22 protein-coding genes and 1 pseudogene are annotated in these 21,344 nt (G+C 72.3%); 12 read left to right on the top strand and 11 right to left on the bottom strand.

All coding sequences use genetic code 11. The annotated features are described in order from the left end of the window. Positions 1-21 precede the first annotated feature (21 nt). From ADK64_RS29935 to ADK64_RS29915, 6 genes and pseudogenes are all read right to left on the bottom strand, one after another. Positions 22-918, bottom strand: coding sequence for a LysR family transcriptional regulator (locus ADK64_RS29935; protein ID WP_053663991.1), 897 nt, complete (start codon positions 916-918; stop codon positions 22-24). A gap of 194 nt (positions 919-1,112) precedes the next feature. Then, a pseudogene (locus ADK64_RS47680) lies at positions 1,113-1,193 on the bottom strand (TetR/AcrR family transcriptional regulator); the annotation flags it as partial. Positions 1,194-1,321: 128 nt separating this feature from the next. Then, complete coding sequence (locus tag ADK64_RS29930; protein WP_078992918.1) at positions 1,322-2,395, bottom strand: acyl-CoA dehydrogenase family protein; 1,074 nt, start codon at positions 2,393-2,395, stop codon at positions 1,322-1,324. A gap of 25 nt (positions 2,396-2,420) precedes the next feature. Next, complete coding sequence (locus ADK64_RS29925; protein WP_053663987.1) at positions 2,421-3,464, bottom strand: acyl-CoA dehydrogenase family protein; 1,044 nt, start codon at positions 3,462-3,464, stop codon at positions 2,421-2,423. Next, positions 3,464-4,633 carry an acyl-CoA dehydrogenase family protein gene (locus tag ADK64_RS29920; RefSeq protein ID WP_053663985.1) on the bottom strand — a complete coding sequence of 390 codons (1,170 nt, stop codon included), beginning with the start codon at positions 4,631-4,633 and terminating at the stop codon, positions 3,464-3,466. The genes ADK64_RS29925 and ADK64_RS29920 overlap by 1 nt, the downstream gene beginning before the upstream one ends. Further along, positions 4,633-5,490 carry an enoyl-CoA hydratase gene (locus tag ADK64_RS29915; RefSeq protein WP_053663983.1) on the bottom strand — a complete coding sequence of 286 codons (858 nt, stop codon included), beginning with the start codon at positions 5,488-5,490 and terminating at the stop codon, positions 4,633-4,635. Before ADK64_RS29915 ends, ADK64_RS29920 begins: the two co-directional genes overlap by 1 nt. A 100-nt stretch (positions 5,491-5,590) precedes the next feature. Here ADK64_RS29915 and ADK64_RS29910 point away from each other — a divergent pair, with 100 nt between their 5' ends. From ADK64_RS29910 to ADK64_RS29895, 4 genes are read left to right on the top strand one after another with little or no spacing between them, the layout of a single operon-like run. Continuing rightward, the gene (locus ADK64_RS29910) at positions 5,591-6,757 is read left to right on the top strand and encodes an acyl-CoA dehydrogenase family protein (protein ID WP_053663981.1); all 1,167 of its coding nucleotides are present in this window, start codon (positions 5,591-5,593) and stop codon (positions 6,755-6,757) included. Then, positions 6,754-7,539 (top strand): SDR family oxidoreductase, encoded by a 786-nt coding sequence (locus tag ADK64_RS29905; RefSeq protein ID WP_053663979.1) that lies wholly within the window; start codon positions 6,754-6,756, stop codon positions 7,537-7,539. Before ADK64_RS29910 ends, ADK64_RS29905 begins: the two co-directional genes overlap by 4 nt. Positions 7,540-7,581: 42 nt before the next feature. Continuing rightward, a complete protein-coding gene (locus ADK64_RS29900) occupies positions 7,582-8,190 on the top strand; it encodes a TetR/AcrR family transcriptional regulator (protein ID WP_053663977.1) in 609 nt (202 codons plus the stop codon). A 22-nt stretch (positions 8,191-8,212) separates the two neighbouring features. Then, positions 8,213-9,370, top strand: coding sequence for an acetyl-CoA C-acetyltransferase (locus tag ADK64_RS29895; protein ID WP_053663975.1), 1,158 nt, complete (start codon positions 8,213-8,215; stop codon positions 9,368-9,370). A gap of 58 nt (positions 9,371-9,428) precedes the next feature. Here the strand turns inward: ADK64_RS29895 and ADK64_RS29890 are convergent, their stop codons facing one another. The 5 genes from ADK64_RS29890 to ADK64_RS29870 all read right to left on the bottom strand — a co-directional run bounded on the left by ADK64_RS29890 (position 9,429) and on the right by ADK64_RS29870 (position 13,908). Continuing rightward, positions 9,429-10,364 carry a tyrosine-protein phosphatase gene (locus tag ADK64_RS29890; RefSeq protein WP_053663973.1) on the bottom strand — a complete coding sequence of 312 codons (936 nt, stop codon included), beginning with the start codon at positions 10,362-10,364 and terminating at the stop codon, positions 9,429-9,431. A gap of 88 nt (positions 10,365-10,452) precedes the next feature. Continuing rightward, entirely contained in the window at positions 10,453-11,517 is a 1,065-nt protein-coding gene (locus tag ADK64_RS29885) for an NAD(P)H-dependent flavin oxidoreductase (RefSeq protein WP_053663971.1), read from the bottom strand. Continuing rightward, positions 11,514-12,284, bottom strand: coding sequence for a CoA-transferase subunit beta (locus ADK64_RS29880; protein ID WP_053663969.1), 771 nt, complete (start codon positions 12,282-12,284; stop codon positions 11,514-11,516). Before ADK64_RS29880 ends, ADK64_RS29885 begins: the two co-directional genes overlap by 4 nt. Continuing rightward, the gene (locus ADK64_RS29875; protein ID WP_053664382.1) at positions 12,281-13,129 is read right to left on the bottom strand and encodes a CoA transferase subunit A; all 849 of its coding nucleotides are present in this window, start codon (positions 13,127-13,129) and stop codon (positions 12,281-12,283) included. The genes ADK64_RS29880 and ADK64_RS29875 overlap by 4 nt, the downstream gene beginning before the upstream one ends. Before the next feature lie 14 nt (positions 13,130-13,143). Beyond that, entirely contained in the window at positions 13,144-13,908 is a 765-nt protein-coding gene (locus tag ADK64_RS29870; protein WP_053663967.1) for an enoyl-CoA hydratase family protein, read from the bottom strand. 78 nt (positions 13,909-13,986) lie between these two features. Between ADK64_RS29870 and ADK64_RS29865 the strand changes: the two genes are divergently transcribed. The 8 genes from ADK64_RS29865 (at position 13,987) to ADK64_RS29830 (ending at position 21,317) form a co-directional block, all read left to right on the top strand. Next, positions 13,987-14,763 carry an SDR family oxidoreductase gene (locus ADK64_RS29865; RefSeq protein WP_053663965.1) on the top strand — a complete coding sequence of 259 codons (777 nt, stop codon included), beginning with the start codon at positions 13,987-13,989 and terminating at the stop codon, positions 14,761-14,763. A gap of 80 nt (positions 14,764-14,843) precedes the next feature. Beyond that, complete coding sequence (locus tag ADK64_RS29860; RefSeq protein ID WP_053663962.1) at positions 14,844-15,755, top strand: SDR family oxidoreductase; 912 nt, start codon at positions 14,844-14,846, stop codon at positions 15,753-15,755. 333 nt (positions 15,756-16,088) lie between these two features. Continuing rightward, positions 16,089-16,871 carry a 2-keto-4-pentenoate hydratase gene (locus tag ADK64_RS29855; protein ID WP_053663960.1) on the top strand — a complete coding sequence of 261 codons (783 nt, stop codon included), beginning with the start codon at positions 16,089-16,091 and terminating at the stop codon, positions 16,869-16,871. A gap of 7 nt (positions 16,872-16,878) precedes the next feature. Next, positions 16,879-17,790 carry an acetaldehyde dehydrogenase (acetylating) gene (locus ADK64_RS29850; protein WP_053663958.1) on the top strand — a complete coding sequence of 304 codons (912 nt, stop codon included), beginning with the start codon at positions 16,879-16,881 and terminating at the stop codon, positions 17,788-17,790. Positions 17,791-17,802: 12 nt separating this feature from the next. Then, positions 17,803-18,825, top strand: coding sequence for a 4-hydroxy-2-oxovalerate aldolase (gene dmpG / locus ADK64_RS29845; protein WP_053663956.1), 1,023 nt, complete (start codon positions 17,803-17,805; stop codon positions 18,823-18,825). A gap of 36 nt (positions 18,826-18,861) precedes the next feature. Beyond that, entirely contained in the window at positions 18,862-20,016 is a 1,155-nt protein-coding gene (locus ADK64_RS29840) for a Rieske 2Fe-2S domain-containing protein (RefSeq protein WP_053663954.1), read from the top strand. Between the two features lies 1 nt (position 20,017). Continuing rightward, positions 20,018-20,260 carry a hypothetical protein gene (locus ADK64_RS29835; RefSeq protein WP_053663952.1) on the top strand — a complete coding sequence of 81 codons (243 nt, stop codon included), beginning with the start codon at positions 20,018-20,020 and terminating at the stop codon, positions 20,258-20,260. Then, the gene (locus ADK64_RS29830; protein ID WP_234384751.1) at positions 20,253-21,317 is read left to right on the top strand and encodes a ferredoxin--NADP reductase; all 1,065 of its coding nucleotides are present in this window, start codon (positions 20,253-20,255) and stop codon (positions 21,315-21,317) included. The genes ADK64_RS29835 and ADK64_RS29830 overlap by 8 nt, the downstream gene beginning before the upstream one ends. Positions 21,318-21,344 lie beyond the last annotated feature (27 nt).

Genomic DNA, 21,344 nt, shown 5'->3' with positions numbered 1-21,344 from the left:
CGCCCGCTTCCTTCTCGGCCGTCAGGACACCGGCGAGAGGGAAGCGGGATCGTTCCAGGTCTCGTGACGCAGGAGTTCGAGCAGGGCTGTCTCCGCCGGGCCGGCGGCGGGCCGGACCACGGCGATGACGGGCTGGGACACGGCCGGGAACACCGGCCGCACGAGGTGCTCGTGACCGTGGGGCACGGCGGAGGCCGGGACGAGCGTCACCCCGAGGCCGTGGGCGGCCCAGCGCACGGCGGTCGCCGTCTGGGACACGCGGGCGGCCGTGGCAGGAGCCAGTTCGTTGTTCCGCAGCACGCTCAGCAGTACGGCGTCGAGCGCGCTGTCGCGGTCGAACCGCACCCACGGCTCCCGCTCCAGTTCGCGCAGCTCGACCCGGTCCGCGGCGAGCAGCCGGTGCCCGGCGCCCAGCACCACGACGAACTCCTCGTCGCCGAGGTGGTGGGCGTCGGCGGGGCTCCGCTCGCAGGCCGCCATCAGGGCGAGGTCAAGGACGCCCCGGCGGCACAGCCGCTCCAGCTCGGCGGAGCTGGGCTCCTCGAAGACGGTGACCTCAAGGCGCGGGAAGCGGTGACGCAGCGCGCCCAGGGCAAGCGGCAGCTGCCGCGTGCCAAAACCCATCTGCACCGCGACCACCAGCTCGCCCACCAGCTCATCGGCACCGGCCCGCGCCGTCGCCCTCGCCCGCCGCGCCGCACTCACCGCGGCCTCAGCCTCCCGCAGAAACGCGCGGCCGACCACGGTGGGTACCAGTCCGGTCGGCGTGCGGGCGAACAGTTCCACGCCGAGTTCCCGCTCCAGGCCGCGGATCTGCTGGGAGACCGACGGTTGAGCGACGTGCAGCAGCTCCGCCGCCGCTGTCACCGAACCCTCCTCGGCAACGGCCAGGGCGTACTCGAACTGGCGAAGGCTCATCGGTCCCGTCCCCTCCCCGCAACGATGACCACGGTCCGCCCCGTTGCCATCGTTGCCATAGTAAGTGAGCCCCTTTTCCAGCCTCGTCGCGCCGTAGGGAGGCCGACGCGTCGGCAAGCACACCAATCATCGGACGGGCCCTTCGCCGACGGGGTCGGCGCCCCGTACCGCGACGCGGAAAAGCTCCCTGCCCTGTCGTCGGGCAGTCCCGACGCTCGCAGAGCCTGCAGTACGCCTTCCTTGACCGGCCGGGAGCCGGCGCCGCCTGACGCGTAGTGCTCGTTTCTGGACCCACGGGGCCCCGTGTCCGCCATCTGCGCCCACGCCCCCCGGCTGTCGGCCAGGGCCCGGCTGCCAACGGATCCCGCCCCGAGCAGGTATGAGACAGCCGAGCCCCCTGTGATCAGGCCGCGTGCAGACCCAGGTCCGCTGCCAAGCGGGCGCGGTGCCAGCTGGGCGGGCCGAAGAGCTGGGCCGAGCCGTGGGCGCGCTTGAAGTAGCGGTGGGCGTCGTGTTCCCAGGTGATGCCGATGCCGCCGTGCAGTTGGATCATCTCGCCCGCCACCGCGGTGAACGCCTCGGAGCAGGCGGACTTGGCGGCGGCCGCGCGGCGGGTCAGTTCCGGTGTGCCGTCGGCGGCCGCGAAGGACGCGCCGAGTGCTGCCGAGCGTGCCGATTCCACCAGCACGTACGCGTCCGCGAGCCGGTGCTTGACGGCCTGGAAGGAGCCGATGGAGCGGCCGAACTGGACGCGCTCCTCGGCGTAGGCGACAGTGAGCTCAAGACAGCGCGAGGCGGCGCCGGTCTGCTCGGCGGCCAAGGCCGTACAGGCCAGGTCCAGCACGTGCCGCAGCACCCGGTCGCCTGCGCCCTCCGCCCCGACCAGCCGGGCTTCCGCACCGCTGAGCAGCACACGCGCCTGCGCCCGGGTGGTGTCCATCGTCACCATCGCCTGGCGGTCCACCCCGCCGCCGTTTCCCGGCACCTGGAACAGCGAGACCCCGGCGCCTGTGCGGGCCGCCACGAGCAGGAGGTCGGCCCCGGCACCGTCCAGCACGTGCTCCTTGGTCCCGGTGATGCGCCACGTCCCGCCGGGGCCCGGAACGGCCGAGGCCTGTACGGCTCCGGGATCCCAGGAACCGCGTTCGGCCCAGGCCAGGGCCCCCGTCGTAGCGCCCGAGGCAAGCCCGGGCAGCAACTCCGCGCACACCGGCGCGTCGCCCGAGGCGAGGAGCGCCTGCACCGTGAGGACCACGGAGCCGAGACAGGGGACCGGGCTCAGTTCGCGCCCCAGCTCCTCCATCACCACGTGCACTTCCCGGGCACCGCAGCCGGCACCGCCGTACTCCTGCGGAACGGCGAGGCCCGCGATGCCGATCTGCTCGGTCAGCGGACGCCAGGCCGCGTCCCCGGGGTGGCGTGCGAGCAACGCCCTTACCGCGGAGCGCAGTTCCTCCTGCTCCACCGTCAGTCTCATGTGTCCGAAATCCTTTCCAGCCGGTTCAGTGGGCCAGGACGCGGGCGCGGCAGGCGGCGGGGGTGCCCCAGGCGTCGCGCAGGGGACGCGCCTTGCGGATCCACAGGGACAGGTCCAGTTCCTCCGTGTAGCCGACGGCTCCGTGCAGGTGGAGGGCGGTGCGGGCGGCGGTGTACGCCGCCTCGCCCGCCGCGACCTTCGCCGCGGCGATCTCGGGGGCGGCGGCGGAGGTTCGAGATCCGGCTGGTTCCGTACCACCGCTGCCGGCTGAGGCGCGCGCTGTCGTCTCGCGTGACAGGGCCAGGGCGGCCGAATACAGCAGGGGCTGGGCGAACTCCAGGGCGATGAGGGTGTCGGCAAGCCGGTGCTTGACCGCCTGGAAGGAGCCGATGGCGACGCCGAACTGGGTGCGCTGCTTGACATAGGCCACGGTCCGGTCGAGCAGGGAGCGCCCGAGGCCGAGGGACTGGGCGGCGGTGGCCAGCGCCGCGACCTCGGCGGCGTGCGCGGCGGCGGCCACCACCTCGGGCCCCCGCGCCAGGACGCTGCCGCCGAGGGGGCGGGCCAGCCGGCGCGCCGGGTCGGCGGACGGCTGGACGGGGCCGGTGCGCTCCGCCAGGCGCAGCGTGTCGCCGTCCACGACGAGCACGGCGTCGGCGGCGTCCGCGTCGAGGGCGTAGGGGCTGCCCGCGGCCGGCGTGCACAGGGAGACGACCGCCTTGCCGGAGGCGATCCGGGGCAGCCATGCGGTCGCCGTCGGATCGTCGCCGAGACGGTCGAGGAGAGCGGCCGCGGACACTGTTTCGACGAGCGGACCGGGCACGGCGTGACCTCCCAGCTCGCCGAAGGCAACGGTCAGTTCGACCGGAAGCGGGCCCAGGCCCTCGTGCCGCTCCGGCACGGCGAGCGCGAAGACACCCGCCTCCGCGAGCCGGGACCACAGCGCGCGGCCCGGCGCGTGTTCCCCGCGCGTCCAGGCCCGTACGACGCCGGGGCTGTCGGCCGCGGTGAGCATTCCGTCCAGCGAGCGGGCGAACTCCCGCTGCTCGTCGTCGAGGAGGAACCGCATCACCGGCGTCCCTTCGGCAGGCCGAGCAGCCGCTCGGCGATGATGTCACGCTGGATCTCGTTGGTGCCGGCGTAGATCGGCCCGGCGAGCGAGAAGGTGTGCCCCTCGGCCCAACTGCCGTGTGCGGGAGCCTCGGTGGCCTCGTCGGACAGTTCGCCGAACGGGCCGAGGAGGTCCAGGGCGGTCTCGTGGAGGGCGATGTCCAGCTCGGACCAGAAGACCTTGTTGAGGCTGGACTCCGCGCCGATCGATCCCCCGGCGGCGATCCGCGAGGCGTTGGCGTAGGTGAACAACCGGTAGGCGCGGGCGCCGATGACGGCGTCGGCCACCCGGTCGCGCAGGGCGGTGTCGGACGGGTCGGCGCGCTCCCGCCACAGCTCGGTCAGGCGGTCGGCGGCGGCGGTGAAACGGCCGGGGCTGCGCAGGGTCAGGCCCCGCTCGTTGCCCGCCGTGCTCATCGCGACGCGCCAGCCCTGTCCGGGTGCGCCGATCACGTCCTGGTCGGGCACGAAGACGTCGTCGAGGAAGAGTTCGGCGAAGGCGGGCTTGCCGTCGAGCCGTCCGATGGGCCGTACGGTCACGCCGTCCGCGTCCAGCGGGAACATCAGATAGGTCAGACCCTGGTGCGGTTTTGCGGCGTCCCGGTCGTTGCGGAAGAGGCCGAAGGCGCGGTCGGCGAAGGCCGCCCGGGACGACCAGGTCTTCTGGCCGCTCAGCAGCCAGCCGCCGTCCGTCCGTACGGCGGTGGAGCGCAGGCCGGCGAGGTCGGAGCCGGACTCCGGTTCGGACCAGGCCTGGGCCCAGATGACCTCGCCCGCGGCCATCGCGGGCAGGATGCGGGCGCGTTGCTCGGCACTGCCGTGCTCGAAGAGGGTGGGGGCGAGCAGGTTGATGCCGTTCTGGCTGACCCGGCCCGGGGCGCCCGCCGCGAAGTACTCCTCCTCGAAGATCAGCCACTGGAGGATCGAGGCGCCCCGGCCGCCGTACTCCTCGGGCCAGGAGACCACCGACCAGCGGTCCGCGAACAGGGTGTGTTCCCAGGCGCGGTGGGCCGTGAAGCCCGCTTCCGTCTCCAGGGACGGCAGCGGAGCGGAGGGCACGTGGGCGGCGAGCCAGGCGCGGGCCTCGGTCCGGAAGGCCTCGTCGGCCGCGGAGAAGGCGAGGTCCATCAGGCATCCGCCGCCTTCATCGCGCGGATGTCCATGCCGCCCAGCGCGTCGGGGGCGGTCTCGGCGTTGTGGGCGTGCGCCAGGTGGTGCAGCCCGAACACCGCGTCCATGCCGGAGTGCAGGCCCTGCAGGTCTTCCGCCTGGTTGACCGCGCGCTTGGTCAACGCCAGGCCCATGCGCGGCATCTCGGCGATCCTGGTCGCCAACTCCATGGTCCGGTCGGCCAGTTCCGCACGTGGGACGACCCGGTTGACCATCCCGACCTCGTAGGCGCGCCGGGCGGTCATCCGGTCGCCGGTGTACAGCAGCTCCTTGGCGATCCGGGGCGGCATCACCCACGGATGGGCGAAGTACTCGACGCCGGGGATGCCCATGCGGACGACCGGGTCGGCGAAGAACGCGTCCTCGGCGGCGACGATCAGGTCGCACACCCAGGCGAGCATCAGGCCGCCCGCGACACACGCGCCCTGGACGGACGCGATCATGGGCTTGGGCAGTTCGCGCCAGCGTCGGCACATGCCGAGATAGACCTCGGACTCGCGGGCAAAGCGGCTCTCCGCGCCCGCCTTGTCCGAGTGGTCCCACCACAGTCCGGCCCTGCGGGCGAACGGCAGGTGCGCGTCGCGTTCCGGGGTGCCGATGTCGTGTCCGGCGGAGAAGTGCTTCCCCGCTCCGGCGAGGACGACGACCTTGACCTCGTCGTCGTCGGCCGCGCGGTAGAACGCCTCGTCCAGGGCGTACGTCAGCGCGGAGTTCTGGGCGTTGCGGTAAGCGGGCCGGTCCATGGTGATCACGGCGACAGGACCACGGCGTTCGTAGCGGACCGGGGCCGTCGGTGCGGTGCGGGCAGCGGACATCCGCCCTCCTTCCCTAACAAGTGTTTGGTAGGTTAACGTACGGGCCCTCGGCCGTCGAGAAGTCGAGCCCGCCCGTCGTCGAGATCGTCCGGAGCCGCCCATGAGCAGCGTCGAGGAGTTCCGCACCGAGGTCCGCAGCTGGCTGCGCGCCAACCTCACCGGCGAGTTCGCCGCACTGCGCGGGCGCGGCGGCCCCGGACGGGAACACGAGGCGCACGCCGAACGCCTTGCCTGGGAACGGCACATGGCCGCCGCGGGGTGGTCCTGCGTCGGCTGGCCCGAGGAGCACGGCGGCCGGGGCGCGACTCTCGAACAGCAGGTCGCCTTCCACGAGGAGTACGCCCTGGCCGACGCCCCCGCCCGCGTCAACCACATCGGTGAGCAGCTTCTCGGCCCCACGCTCATCGCCTTCGGCACACCCGGGCAACGGGCGCGCTTCCTGCCGCGGATCGTCGCCGTGGAGGAGCTGTGGTGCCAGGGCTACTCGGAGCCGGACGCCGGCTCGGACCTGGCGAACGTACGGACCCGCGCCGAGCGGGACGGCGACGAGTGGGTGGTCACCGGACAGAAGGTGTGGACCTCGCTCGCCCACGAGTCCGACTGGTGCTTCGTCGTCGCCCGCACCGAGCCCGGATCGACCCGGCACCGGGGTCTGTCCTATCTGCTGGTCCCCCTGGACCAGCCCGGCGTGCGGATACGGCCGATCGTCCAGCTGACCGGCACCTCGGAATTCAACGAGGTGTTCTTCGACGAGGCCCGCACCCACGCAGCGCACCTCGTCGGTGCCCCGGGCGAGGGCTGGCAGGTTGCCATGGCCACCCTGGGCTTCGAGCGGGGCGTGTCCACCCTCGGACAGCAGGTCGGCTTCCGCCGTGAGCTGGAGGCCGTCACCGAGCTGGCCCGGCGCAACGGCGCGGCGACGGACCCGCTCATCCGCGACCGCATCGCCCGGGCCTGGATCGGACTGGAGATCATTCGGTTCAACGCCCTGCGCATGCTCGACTCGGTCGAAGCCGGGGCACCCGGGCCCGAGGCGTCCATCGGGAAGATCTTCTGGGCCACCTGGCACCGCGAGCTGGGCGAACTCGCCATGGACGTCTGCGGCGCCGCCGGCATGCTGGCCGCCGGCGCACCGTACGACCTCACCGACTGGCAGCGGCTGTTCCTCTTCTCCCGCTCCGACACCATCTACGCCGGCTCCAACGAGATCCAGCGGAACATCATCGCCGAGCGTGTCCTCGGCCTGCCCAAGGAGGTCCGCCCGTGAGCACACCGCCCCCCTATGTGCCCGGCCACGGCCTGCTCGCCGGCCGCAGCGCCGTCGTCACCGCGGCCGCGGGCGCCGGTATCGGCGGCGCGACCGCCCGGCGGCTGCTGGAGGAAGGCGCGCGCGTCGTCGTCTCGGACGCCCACGCCCGCCGGCTGAAGGAGTCCGAGGCGGAGCTGGCCGCCGGGTTCGGCGCGGACCGCGTCGCGGCCCTGCCCTGCGATGTCACCGACGAGGCCCAGGTCACGGCGCTGTTCGACCTCGTCGAGGAGCGGCACGGACGCCTCGACATCGTCGTCAACAACGCAGGCCTCGGCGGCACCGCCGACCTGGTCGACATGGCCGACGAGCAGTGGTCCCGGGTGCTGGACGTGACCCTCAACGGCACCTTCCGCTGCACCCGCGCCGCACTGCGCCGGATGAAGGCCGCGGGTGCCGGGGGTGTGGTCGTCAACAACGCCTCGGTGATCGGCTGGCGGGCCCAGCAGGGCCAGGCCCACTACGCCGCCGCGAAGGCCGGTGTCATGGCGCTCACCCGCTGCGCCGCCCTGGAGGCCGCCGAGTACGGGGTGCGGGTCAACGCCGTCTCCCCGAGCCTGGCCATGCACCCGCACCTGGTGAAGGTCACCACCCCCGAACTGCTCCAGGAACTGACCGCCCGCGAGGCGTTCGGACGGTACGCCGAACCGTGGGAGGTGGCCAACGTGATCGTCTTCCTCGCCAGCGGCTACTCCTCGTATCTGACGGGCGAGGTCCTCTCGGTCAGCAGCCAGCATCCGTGAGGCGGGCATGGCCGGACGCCGAAGAGCAGCGGGACCACCGTGGTGAGCCCGGCACCCGAGCGGCGCGAGGAACTCCTCGCCACCGCGGCCGAGGTGTTCGCCGCCCAGGGGTACAACGCCACCACCGTCCGCAGGATCGCCGACGCGGCGGGCATCCTCGCGGGCAGCCTCTACTACCACTTCGACTCCAAGGAGTCGATGCTCGACGAGATCCTCTCCGCCTTCCTGGACGAACTGTGGGCCGGATACGGCGCCGTGCTCGCCGCCGGACTCGGCCCCCGGGAGACCATCGAGGCACTCGTCACCGAGTCCTTCCGGGAGATCGACCGGCACCGCGCCGCCGTCGCCGTCTACCAGAAGGAGTCCCGCCATCTCGCCGGCCGGCCGCGCTTCGGCTATCTCGCCGACGCCCAGGTCAGGTTCGAGCAGGCCTGGCTGCGGACCCTGGAACGCGGAGTGGCCGCCGGCGTCTTCCGCGCCGACCTCGACGTACGGCTCACCTACCGGTTCGTACGGGACACCGTCTGGGTCGCCGCGTCCTGGTACCGGCCGGGCGGACAGCACAGTCCGGACGAGATCGCCCGCCAGTATCTGTCGATGGTGCTGGAGGGCATCGCCGGGCGCACACCTGACAAGACAGCGTCGACATGACGGATCAAGACAAGGAGTTGCCATGGCCGAGGCCTACCTCGTGGAAGCGGTGCGCACCCCCGTCGGCAGGAGGAACGGCGGACTGTCCGCCGTCCACCCCGCCGACCTCGGCGCCCATGTGCTGAAGGCGCTGATGGACCGCTCGGGCGCCGACCCGTCCGCCGTCGAGGACGTCGTGTTCGGCTGCCTGGACACCGTCGGCCCGCAGGCGGGCGACATCGCCCGCACCTGCTGGCTGGCCGCCGGCCTGCCCGAGGAAGTACCCGGCGTGACGGTGGACCGGCAGTGCGGCTCCTCCCAGCAGGCCCTGCACTTCGCCGCCCAGGGAATCCTGTCCGGCACGCAGGATCTGGTGGTCGCCGGGGGAGTGCAGAACATGTCGCGGATCCCCATCGCCTTCGCCAGCCGCCAGGCCGCCGAGCCGCTCGGCCTGACCGAGGGCCCGTACGCCGGCTCCGAGGGCTGGCAGGCGCGCTACGGCGACCAGCCGGTCAACCAGTTCCACGGCGCCGAACTCATCGCGTCGAAGTGGGACATATCGCGGCGGGACATGGAGGAGTTCGCGCTGCGCTCACATCAGCGGGCGATCCGCGCCATCGACGAGGGCCGCTTCGACCGCGAGACCGTGCCCTACGGAGCGGTGTCCACCGACGAGGGGCCGCGCCGTGACACCACACTGGAGAAGATGGCGGGCCTCAAGCCAGTGGTCGAGGGCGGCCGGCTGACCGCCGCGGTCTCCTCGCAGGTCTCCGACGGCGCCTCGGCGCTGCTCCTCGCCTCGGAGCGGGCCGTACGCGAGCACGGCCTGACCCCGCGTGGCCGCATCCATCACCTCTCCGTACGCGGCGAGGACCCGATCCGGATGCTGTCCGCCCCGATCCCGGCGACCGCGTACGCGTTGAAGAAGGCAGGGATGACGCTCGACGCCATCGACCTGGTGGAGATCAACGAGGCCTTCGCCCCGGTCGTGCTCGCCTGGCTGAAGGAGACCGGCGCCGATCCGGAGAAGGTCAACGTCAACGGCGGCGCCATCGCGCTGGGCCACCCGCTCGGGGCCACCGGCACCAAGCTGATGACCACCCTGCTGCACGAACTGGAGCGCACCGGCGGCCGCTACGGCCTGCAGACGATGTGCGAGGGCGGCGGCCAGGCCAACGTCACCATCGTCGAACGCCTCTGACCGCCCGCATCCCCCAGGTGGCCGGTCCGTCGGGCCGGCCACCGGCACGTCCGGCCGGCTACCGCACCAGCCGGGCGCGAAGCTCCGCCAGGGTCCGGATGTCCAGGCCGAGGCCCTTGGTGAGATAGCCGTAGAAGCCGCCGTAGTCCTGCCCGACCTGGTCCAGGGCCGTGTCCAGATAGTCCGTGCGGGCCTCCTGCAGGGGGACGAGCAGGTCCGGGTTCTGCATGTAGCCGGCCTGCTTCAGCCCCTCGCGGGCCTTGCGGTCGGCGTCCGCGCGGAAGGTGTTGGACAGCAGGTAGTCCTGCTCGGCGGTCGCGGACGGCACGCCGACGGCGCGCAGGACGAGGTAGCTCAGCCAGCCGGTGCGGTCCTTGCCCGAGGTGCAGTGGTACAGCAGCGGGGCCTGCCCGGAGGCGGCGATGTCCCGGATCGTCGCGGCGAACTGGCCACGGCTGGCCGCATCGGTGACGAACGTACGGTAGATGTCCCGCATCAGCTGCTCCGCCCTGCCGTCGCCGAGCGCCTCCTGCTGCTTGACCGGGTCCTTGGAGCCGATGACCGCCGCGGTCGTCTCGTACAGCCCGAGGACGTCCACGGGACGGGAGACCGCGGCCAGGCCGTCCGGCAGCCGGTCGGCGCCGTCCCCCCGCACCTCCTGCGGGGTGCGCAGGTCCACCACGGTGCGCAGACCCAGCCCCGACAGGCTCGTGACGTCCGCAGCCGTCAGGTTGTTCAGCGCGTCCGCCCGGAACACCTGGCCGTAGCGGATCGCGTGGCCGTCGACCGTGCGGTAGCCCCCGAGGTCGCGGACGTTGACCGCGCCCTGGAGCGCGATATGGCGGACCGTGGCCGTCGTGACGGCGCCGGTGGGCCGCGCCGGAGCGGTGGCGGACGGCGCCGGGGTGGCGGCCGCGGCGAGGGCGGGCGGACCGCTGAGGGCGACGGCGCAGACGACCACGGCGGTCGTGTGCCGGATACGGCGAGCATGCATGGCGGCTACTCCTAGGAGAAAGGGTGTTCCCGGCGGTGCGGAGTACGGGTGCGGGGCACGGGCCCGGTTCGGGTGCGGAGCGCGGCGGTCAGCCCGTGCGAGGCAGTCCGCCGAGAGCGGCCCGCGCCTCGGCCATGACGCGGTCGACCAGTTCGGCACAGGACGGCAGATCGTCGATCAGCCCGGCGACCTGGCCGGAGGCCATCACGCCGAGATCGGTACGGCCCTGCACCATGGACGCCTTGAGCAGCATCGGCGTGTTGGCCGCCAACAGAATCTGACTCCACGTCAAGTCCTTGCCGTGCCGCATCGCGAGCCCGTCCCGGACCAGCTGGGGCCAGCTCATCGCGGACTCGCGCCGGAACGCCGCGGCATGCCGGAGCGCCCGCAGCAGCGAGGCGGCCCGGCCCGAGCGCTCCAGCGCGTCGACCAGTTCGGTGCGCAGCATCCGGTGCGGCAGGCCGTCCACCTTCGTGGTGACGGTGACGTCCGTGACCGCCGCGGCCAGATACCGGGCCTTCACCGCGTCGGGGACGGTGCTGTCGGAGGTGAGCAGGAAGCGGGTGCCCATGGCGATGCCGGCCGCGCCGTACGCCAGCGCCGCGACCAGGCCGCGCCCGTCGTGGAAGCCGCCGGCCGCGACGACCGGGATGTCCACGGCGTCCACCACCTGCGGCAACAGGACGGTGGTGGCGACGCTCCCGGTGTGCCCGCCGCCCTCGCCGCCCTGTACGACCACCGCGTCGGCGCCCCACGCGGCGACCTTCTCGGCGTGCCGCCTGGCCCCGATGGAGGGGATGACGACGACACCCGCGTCCTTGAGCCGGGCGATCAGTTCGCGGGACGGGGCGAGCGCGAACGAGGCGACCCGCACCCCCTCCTCGATGATGATCTCCACGCGCTCGGCCGCGTCCCCGGCGTCCGCGCGCAGATTGACGCCGAAGGGCGCTTGCGTGCGGGACTTCACCTCGCGTACCGCGCGGCGCAGCTGATCGACGCTCATCGTCGCCGAGGCGAGGATGCCGAGCGCGCCCGCATTCGCCGTGGCCGACACCAGCCGGGGGCCGGCCACCCACCCCATACCGGTCTGCACGACAGGGTGCCGCACCCCGACCAGTTCGGTGAGCGGTGTGGCGATCGTGACGTCGGTCATGCGGGAACCTCGCGGTCGCGCAGCCCCTTCGGGTCGATCTCCTCGCGGATCAGCCGCAGTTCCTCGGCGGTGGGCTCGCGGGTGTACGGCACCTCGTCGGGGACGGTCAGCTCGAAGCCGGTGGCCCGCGTCACCTGGTCCACCGTGACGCCGGGGTGCAGCGAGCGCAGCCGCATGGTGCGGTCCGGGGTCTCGAAGTCGAAGACGCCCAGGTCGGTGACGACGTCCGCGATGCGGTGGTAGCGGGTCGCGGCGGGACCGGCCGCCGCGGCCCGGTCGTAACCGACCCCGCAGACCATGTCGACCCGCTCGACGAAGACGCGGGCCGAATGCTTGGGCACCCAGTAACTGGTCGGATTGTTGAGGGTGTTGACGGGTGCGCCGCGGACCCCGAGCAGCTGGCGCTTGGGCCGTTCCCAGTCGCCGATGCAGCTGATGTTCTGGTTGCCGTACCGGTCGAGCTGACTCGCCCCCATCATCACGTGCCGCCGCCCGGTGGCGACCAGGGCCAGGTGCTGACGGTACGGCAGCCAGCCCTCCACGACCCGGGGCGCGGTGCCGATCGCCGGCACGTCCTCGATGAGCAGCGCCTCGCCGTCGCTGAGCAGCAGGTCGGGGGAGAAGGTGAGCCGCGCCAGCCGGGCCCCGATCGTCGGGACGGTACCCATGGGGCTCGCCAGCACCTCGCCCGCGCCCCGCCACGCCTCGGCGCAAGCCAGCACGCAGTACTCGGCCCGCGTCGCCGTCGTCGTACCGCGACCGCTCATGCTTCCTCCTCGTGGAAAGCCGCCACCGCGGCCTGGTACGCGTCCTCGTCGCCGGACAGGAACCGCTCGGTGAACGCCCGCCAGGCCTCGGGGGCGCGCGCGGCCTGGACGTAGGCGCGCTGGAACGTCTCGTCGCGGTCGTGGTCCGGGACGCAGGAGGTGAAGTGCGCGCCGTTCGGGGTCTCTACGACACCGTCCACGAAAGCCCGCTTGACCAGCAGCGACTGCGGTCCGGCGTCCTTGAGCAGCTCCGAGGTCTGCACGATCCGCTCGCAGGAGACGTAGGCGGTGTCGGCGGCCTCGCAGAACAGGTCGTCGAAGTACGGGTCGGGGCCGAGATACTGGCCGTTGCCCTGCGGATCGGCGCGGTTGAGGTGGACCAGCGCGGCGTCCAGGCGCAGCGCGGGCACGGCGACCAGTTCCTCGCCGTCGCCGTAGGGGGACCGGACGGTCCGCAGCGACGGATTGACGCGCAGCACGTCCGAGCCGAGGCCGGCCCGGATGGGCATGAACGGCAGCCGGTGCGCGGCGGCGGTCAGACCCCACATGACCATCGCCTCGTCCAGCTCCACCAGTTCGAACGCGCCACGCTGCCGCGCCGCGCCGAAGTGCGGCTCCAGCGGGACGGAGTCGAGGGTGGCGAAGCCCGCGACCAGCTTGCGGATCTTCCCGGCAGCGGCCAGCAGCCCGACGTCCGGGCCGCCGTACGAGACGACGGTCAGGTCGGTGATGTCCGACCGCAGCAGCGCCCGCACCAGTGCCATCGGCTTGCGTCGTGAACCCCAGCCGCCGATGCCCAGCGTCATCCCGCTGCGGAGGCGGCCGACGACATCCTCGGCGGTCATCGTCTTGTTCCTGCTCACGCCTGCTCCTTGTCCATGTCCGTCCCTGAGCCGAAGGCGTCGCGGACCCGGTCGGCGACGCCGCTGAGATTGGCCTCGAAGGTGAAGCCCTGCTCGAAGCGGTAGCTGCGGCGGACGTCCACCGGGTCGATGCCGTTGATCGCGGCCTTGGCCAGCCGGATCAGCTGCCCGTCCTTGGCGGCGATCTCCCGGGCCAGCTCCAGCGCCGCCTCCCGCAGCCCCGCGCGCGGGACGATCCGCCATACCGAGCCGTGGCGGAGCAGTTCCCCGGCGGTGACGGTGCGCGAGGTGTAGTACAGGGTCCGCATCAGGTGCTGCGGGACCAGCCGGGCCAGATGGGTGGCCGCGCCGAGCGCGCCACGGTCCAGCTCGGGCAGTCCGAACGTCGCGTCGTCCGAGGCGACGATCGCGTCGGCGTTGCCGACCAGGCCGATGCCGCCGCCCAGGCAGAAACCGTGGACGGCGGCCACCACCGGCACCTCGCAGTCGTACACCGCCGCGAACGCCTCCTGGCAGCCACGGTTGGCGCCGAGCAGGGCACCGTGCCCGGCCGAGCGCTGGATCTCCTTGATGTCGACACCCGCGTTGAACCCGCGGCCGTCGGCGGTGAGCACCACACAGCGCACCTTCGGATCGGCGCCCGCCGCGCGCACCGCGGTGGCCAGGTCGTACCAGCCCTGCACGGGAAGGGCGTTGACCGGGGGGAAGTCGACGGTGACGACGGCGATGCCCTCTTCCGGGGCGGAGGTGGAGACACCCATGAGCAGATCAGCTACCTTTCCACCAAACGTTTGTTAGGCGGAAGATAGCAGCGGTTCGCCCGCTGCGGGAGGTGTCCCTTGGCAGTGACCATCGATCTGTCGGGATCAGTCGCCGTCGTCACCGGCGGCACGAGGGGCGTCGGCGCGGGAATCACCCGGGCCCTGCTCGAAGCCGGCGCGGAGGTCGTGATCTGCGCCCGAAGGCCCCCCGACCGGCCCGTCGAGGCAGCGGGCCGCACAGCCCGCTTCCGCCCCGTCGACCTGCGCGACCCGGACGCGGTCGACGCGCTCTTCGGCCGGGTGCGCGGCGACCACGGGCGGCTGGACCTCCTGGTCAACAACGCCGGGGGCACCGGGTTCCGGATGCTCGGCGACGGCGGCGCCGCACGACACGCCCGAGTCCTCGAACTCAACCTCGTCGCCCCCCTGACCGCCTCCCTCGCCGCGTACGAGGTGATGCGCCACCAGAGCGGCGGAGGGTCGATCATCATGATCGGCAGCGTCAGCGGCACCCGCCCGTCACCGGGCAGCGCCGCGTACGGAGCGGCCAAGGCGGGCCTGGACAACCTGGCCCGCTCCATGGCGGTGGAATGGGCGCCACGGGTGCGGGTCAACACCCTCGTCCCCGGCATGGTGCGCACCGAACTGTCCCAGCTGCACTACGGGGACGCGGAAGGGATCGCCGCCGTCGGCCGCACCGTGCCGCTCGGCAGGCTCGCCGAACCCGCCGACATCGGCGACGCCTGTGTCTTCCTCGCCTCCGACCGGGCCGCGTACATCAGCGGCGCCAGTCTGCAGGTGCACGGGGGAGGGGAACGCCCCGCCTTCCTCGACGCGGCCAGCGCCAACAACTGACCTCCTTCGGCGAGCAGTTACGACAGCCGGAAGGCCCATCGGCCCGGTCCATCGGCCAGGCCCATCGAAAGGGACACACCATGACAGGACTGTGCAGCGGACGCGTCGTCGTCGTGACCGGGGCGGGCCGTGGGCTCGGCCGTGCGCACGCGCTCGCCTTCGCCGCCGAAGGAGCCAGGGTCGTCGTCAACGACCTCGGCGTCGGCATGGACGGCAGCGGCGGGGACGCGGGCCCCGCCCAGCAGGTCGTCGACGAGATCACGCGGTCGGGCGGAGCGGCCGTCGCCCACGGCGGCGACATCGCCACCACGGACGGCGCGGCCTCGCTGATCGCCACCGCCCTGGAGGCCTTCGGCCGCCTCGACACCCTCGTCAACAACGCCGGGTTCCTGCGCGACCGTATGCTCGTCAACCTGGAGGAGGACGACTGGGACGCGGTGATGCGTGTCCATCTCAAGGGCCACTTCCTGCCGCTGAAGCACGCCTCGGCGCACTGGCGAGCCGAGGCGAAGGCCGGCCGCATGCCCGAGGCCCGCGTCGTCAACACCTCTTCGGGCGCTGGCCTGTCGGGCAGCGTCGGACAGGGCAACTACTCCGCCGCCAAGGCCGGCATCGTCGGCCTCACCCTCGTCGCCGCCGCCGAGCTGGGCCACTACGGCATCCAGGTCAACGCCATCGCCCCCGCCGCCCGCACCCGGATGACCGAGCAGACCTTCGCCGAGACGATGGCCGCCCACGAGGGCACCGGCTTCGACGCGATGGCCCCGGAGAACGTCTCGCCCCTCGTCGTCTGGCTGGGCTCCGCCGTCAGTGCCGGAGTGACAGGACGCGTCTTCGAGGCCGAGGCCGGCCGGCTCACCGTCATGGAGGGCTGGCGCCCGGGCCCCACGGCGGACAAGGGCGCCCGCTGGACCCCGGTGGAGGCGGGGGAGACGGCACTGAAGCTGCTCGCGGAGTCCGAGCCGCAACAGCCGGTTTACGGGGCCCGCTGAACCGGGGATCGGCGCCGGCCTCTGCGGCGGGCCCTGCCGGGGGCGGACCCGGCCGTGGGGGAGGGCTTCGTCGCGGGGAGAGCTTTGCCGTGGGGGCCGGCCTCCGTCTCCCGGGCTCCCCACCTCGTGCCTGAGCACCGGCCACAGCGCCCTTCCCCACACCCGACACGCGGCGCGGGCCCGGCCCCCCGCGCCCTCCGCCGCAGGCGGACCGGCGTGTCAGCGCCCAGCCGACCCCCTTTCCCGCTCACCGGGAAATCGCGCTCCCCGCGCTCACCGGGACCGGCCTAGCCTCGCCGGACAGCCCCAACCGCCCCCCAGGAGGGACCCGTCATGCTCACGGACCGCCAGAGGCACGCGGCGGCCGAGCTGCTGCGCTCCGCCGAACTCGGTGTCACGCCGATCGCTCCGCTGACCGAGGCGTACCCCGGCATCGACACCGAGGACGCGTACGAGATCCAGCTCATCAACATCCGGCACCGTGTCGCGGCCGGGGCCGAGGTGCGTGGACACAAGGTCGGCCTGTCGTCCCCCGTCATGCAGCAGATGATGGGCGTCGGCGAACCGGACTACGGCCATCTGCTCCACGACATGGAGCTGGCTCCCGACGCGCCCGTCCCCGTCTCCCGCTACTGCCTCCCACGTGTCGAGGTCGAGGTCGGCTTCGTCCTCGGAGACGACCTGCCAGGGGAGACCTGCACGCCGGCGGACGTCCTCGCCGCGACCGAACGCGTCGTTCCCGCACTGGAGTTGATCGACAGCAGGATCCGCGACTGGCGCATCTCCATCGCCGACACCATCGCGGACAACGCCTCCTCCGCCGGATACGTCATCGGCGAGGGCCGCGACCCGCGCGAACTGGACCTGAAGGCGATCGAAGCGCGGCTGACCAGCGGGGGCGAACTGCTCGCCCGGGGACGTGGGGACGCCGTACTCGGCGACCCGGCCGTCTGCGTGGCCTGGCTCGCCCGGACCGTGGCCCGCTTCGGCGTGCCCCTGAAGAAAGGGCACCTGGTGCTGCCCGGCTCGTGCACCCGGGCCGTCGACGCGGTGCCCGGAGCGACCTTCACCGCCGAGTTCAGCGGGCTGGGCTCGATCTCCCTCCCCTTCATCTGAGGTGATGATGACCACCAAGACCAAGGCGAGCGCCGCGATCGTGGGATCCGGCAACATCGGCACGGACCTGCTGTACAAGCTGCTGCGTTCCGAACTCGTCGAGCCCCGCTGGATGATCGGCGTGGACCCGGCCAGCGAGGGCCTCGCGCGGGCCGCCCGCACGGGTCTCGAGACCAGCGCCGACGGCGTCGACCGGCTGCTCGCCCAGGACGAACTCCCCGACATCGTCTTCGAGGCCACCAGCGCCTACGTTCACCGGGCCAACGCCCCGCGCTACGCCGAACTCGGCATCAGGGCGGTCGACCTGACCCCGGCGGCCGTCGGCCCCGCCGTCGTACCGCCCGCCAATCTGCGCGCGCACCTCGACCAGCCCAACGTCAACATGATCACCTGTGGCGGCCAGGCCACCATTCCCATGGTGTACGCGGTCTCGCGGGTGGTCCCCGTGCCGTACGCGGAGATCGTCGCCTCGGTGGCCTCCGTCTCCGCCGGTCCCGGAACCCGGGCGAACATCGACGAGTTCACCCGGACCACCTCGCGCGGCATCGAAACCATCGGCGGTGCCGAGCGCGGCAAGGCGATCATCATCCTCAACCCGGCCGAGCCGCCCGTCATCATGCGCGACACCGTCTTCTGCGCGATCCCCGAGGACACCGACCGGGCCGCCGTCGCCGCCTCCGTCAAGGAGATCGCCGAGCAGGTCTCCGCGTACGTGCCGGGTTACCGGCTGCGCACCGAGCCGCAGTTCGACGACCCGCGCCCCGAGAACGGCGGGATGGCGCGCGTCGCGATCTTCCTGGAGGTCGAGGGCGCGGGCGACTACCTGCCGCCCTACGCCGGAAACCTCGACATCATGACCGCCGCCGCCACCAAGGTCGGCGAGGAGTTCGCCCGGGCGCTCCTCGCCCCGGGTACGTGAGGAGCACGCCGCATGCCCTACTCGGACACCCTCGACATCCGCATCACCGACTCCTCGCTGCGCGACGGCTCGCACGCCAAGCGACACCAGTTCACCGGCGACGACGTACGGTCCGTCGTCGCGGCCCTCGACGACGCCGGTGTGCCGGTGATCGAGGTGACGCACGGCGACGGGCTCGGCGGGTCCTCCTTCAACTACGGCTTCTCCAGGACCCCCGAACAGGAACTCATCAAGATCGCGGTGGACACCGCGCGGCGGGCGAGGATCGCCTTCCTGATGCTGCCCGGACTCGGCGTCAAGGACGACATACGGGCAGCCCACGCAGGCGGCGCGAGCATCTGCCGCATCGCCACCCACTGCACCGAGGCCGACATCGCCGTCCAGCACTTCGGGCTCGCCCGTGACATGGGTCTGGAGACCGTGGGGTTCCTGATGATGGCCCACTCGACGCCCCCCGAGCGGCTGGCCCGGCAGGGGCGCGTCATGGCCGACGCGGGCTGCCAGTGCGTGTACGTGGTCGACTCGGCCGGAGCCATGGTCATGGACGACGTCACCGCCCGCGTCGAGGCGCTGGTGGCCGAGCTCGGCGACGACGCCCAGGTCGGCTTCCACGGACACGAGAACCTGGCGCTGGGCACCGGCAACTCCATCGCGGCCATCAGGGCCGGCGCGCTCCAGATCGACGGCTCCACGCGCCGGCTCGGTGCCGGTGCCGGCAACACCGCCGTCGAGGCGCTGGTCGTCGTATGCGAGAAGATGGGCATCCGCACCGGCATCGACGTACTGAAGATCATCGACGCGGCCGAGGACGTGGTCCGCCCGGTCATGGACGACGAGTGCCGGCTCGACCGGCTCGCCCTGCTGATGGGCCACGCCGGGGTCTACTCCAGTTTCCTCAAGCACGCCTACCGGCAGGCCGAGCGCTACGGCGTCTCCGGTGCCGAGATCCTCCTGCGCGCGGGCGAACGCCGCCTGGTCGGCGGGCAGGAGGACCAGCTCATCGACATCGCCGTCGAACTCGCCGCACAGAACTGAACCGCACCGCCGCACACGAACAGCAAGGAGAGACCGATGACTGCTCCCAACGACGAGGTACGGGTCATCGACGCGGGCAGGCCGCCCACGCGCTTCGCCCGCGGCTGGCACTGTCTCGGCCTCGCCGACGGCTTCACGGACGGAAAGCCGCACGAGATAGCGGCGTTCGGCACCAAACTGGTGGTCTTCCGGGGGCAGGACGACGGGCAGCTCCACGTCCTGAACGCCTACTGCCCGCACATGGGCGGCAACCTCGGCCACGGCACCGTCAAGGGTGATGCCGTCGCCTGCCCCTTCCACGACTGGCGCTGGGCGGGCGACGGGCGGTGCGCCGGCATCCCGTACGCCCGCCGGGTCCCGCCACGCGCCAGGACCCGGTCCTGGCTCACCCTGGAGCGCAACAATCAGCTCTTCGTCTGGCACGACCCCGAGGGAAACCCCCCGCCGCCGGAGGTGACCGTCCCCGAGATCGACGGCATCCACGGCCCGGACGCCGACCGGTGGAGCGACTGGACCTGGAAGACCCTGCGGGTCGAAGGCTCCAACTGCCGCGAGATCGTGGACAACGTCGTGGACATGGCGCACTTCTACTACGTCCACTACGCCTTCCCCGAGTACTTCAAGAACGTCTTCGAGGGACACATCGCCACCCAGTACATGGAGAGCAGCCCGCGCGGCGACATGGAGCTGGGCACGCTCAGCTCCGGACGGCTGCGCTCCGACGCCTCCTACCACGGTCCCTCCTACATGATCGACCATCTCTACAGCGACGTCGGCGGCGGAGCGGAGATGGAGATCGTCCTGATCAACTGTCACTATCCGATCGACTCCGACAGCTTTCTGCTCCAGTACGGGGCGATCGTCAAACGGCTGCCCGGCATGACGGACGAACAGGCCACCGAGGCCGCCCGCCTCACCGCCGAGGGCGCGACCGTCGGCTTCGAGCAGGACGTCGAGATCTGGCAGAACAAGACCCGGATCGACAACCCGCTGCTCACCGAGGAGGACGGTCCCGTCTACCAACTGCGCCGCTGGTACGAGCAGTTCTACGTCGATGCCGCCGACGTCAAGGACGAGATGACCCGCCGCTTCGAGTTCGAGATCGACACCCAGCGGGCCAACAGGGCCTGGCGCGCCGAGGTCGAGGAGAACCTGGCCCGCCGGGCGGCTCGGCCGGGAACAGGAGCCTGATATGCGGCCGGTGGAGTGTGCGACCTGCGGCAACCAGGTCCTGTGCGAGAAGTTCAGCACGGCCCACACCTCCGTGCAGTGGACCGCCGACGCGGCCGTCGTCTGCGCGGAGTTCCGGGACCGGGTGGCCGAGGGCGGCACCGCCGCCCGGATACGCACCTGCCGGGCGCTGCGGACCAGCATCGACCGAGCGGTGGCGGACGGCAGCCTGGAGGTCGGCCCCTTGGAGGCCGCCGATGTCTGAACCGATGTCTGAGCCGACGTCAGGAGCACGTACCCACCGGCTGCGCATCACCGAGGTCATCGCCGAAACGGCCGACGCACGCTCCCTGGTGCTCCAGGCACCGCCGGAGAGCGCGGACCGCTTCACCTACCGACCCGGGCAGTTCCTCACCCTGAAGCTGCCTGGGGCGGACGGCGGGCCCGTCGCCCGCTGCTACTCCCTCGCGAGCTCGCCGCACGCCGGAGAGCCCCTGAAGGTGACCGTGAAGCGGGTGGCCGGCGGGTACGGGTCCACCTGGGTGTGCGACCACCTCGCGGCCGGGGACGAAGTGGAAGTGCTGCCTCCGGCCGGCACCTTCACCCCGGACTCCCTCGACCGCGACCTGCTGCTCGTCGCCGGCGGGAGCGGCATCACCCCCGTGCTCTCGATCGCCAAGTCGGCCCTCGTCGCGGGCCGGGCCCGGGTCATGCTCCTGTACGCCAACCGCGACGAGGGCTCCGTCATCTTCCGGGGCGAGCTGCGGAAGCTGACGGAGGATCACCCGGACCGGCTGCTGGTGGTCCACTGGCTGGAGGCGCTCCAGGGCCTGCCCGCCGCCGACCGGCTGGCCGCCGTGCTCGCGCCGTACGCCGACCGCCAGGCCTACGTCTGCGGTCCGGAGCCGCTCATGAACGCGGTCGAACAGGCGCTGCGCACGCTCGGCGCACCGGACGAGCGTGTCCACCGGGAGCGCTTCTTCTCCCTCGGGGCAGGCGTCTTCGCCCCGCCGGCACCGGTCGCGGCAGAAGGCACACCGGCCGACGGCGGCAGCACGGCGCTCGTGGAGCTCGACGGCGTGTCTCATACCGTCCTGTGGCCGTCGGGGACACCCCTGCTGGACGCGCTGCTGGCGGCGGGGGTCCAGGCCCCGTACTCCTGCCGCGAGGGCGCCTGCGCCGCCTGCACCTGCCGTGTCACGGCGGGCGAGGTGAAGATGGCCCGCAACGAGGTCCTGGACGGCCGGGACCTCGCCGAAGGGTACGTCCTGGCCTGCCAGGCCCTGCCGCTCACGGACCGGGTCGACATCACCTATTCCTGACGCACAACCACCATTGCCGAAGAGGCA

It is taken from the genome of Streptomyces sp. MMG1121, from assembly GCF_001280015.1.
GTDB lineage: Bacteria > Actinomycetota > Actinomycetes > Streptomycetales > Streptomycetaceae > Streptomyces.
This window is presented reverse-complemented; position numbering and strand designations above follow the sequence as displayed.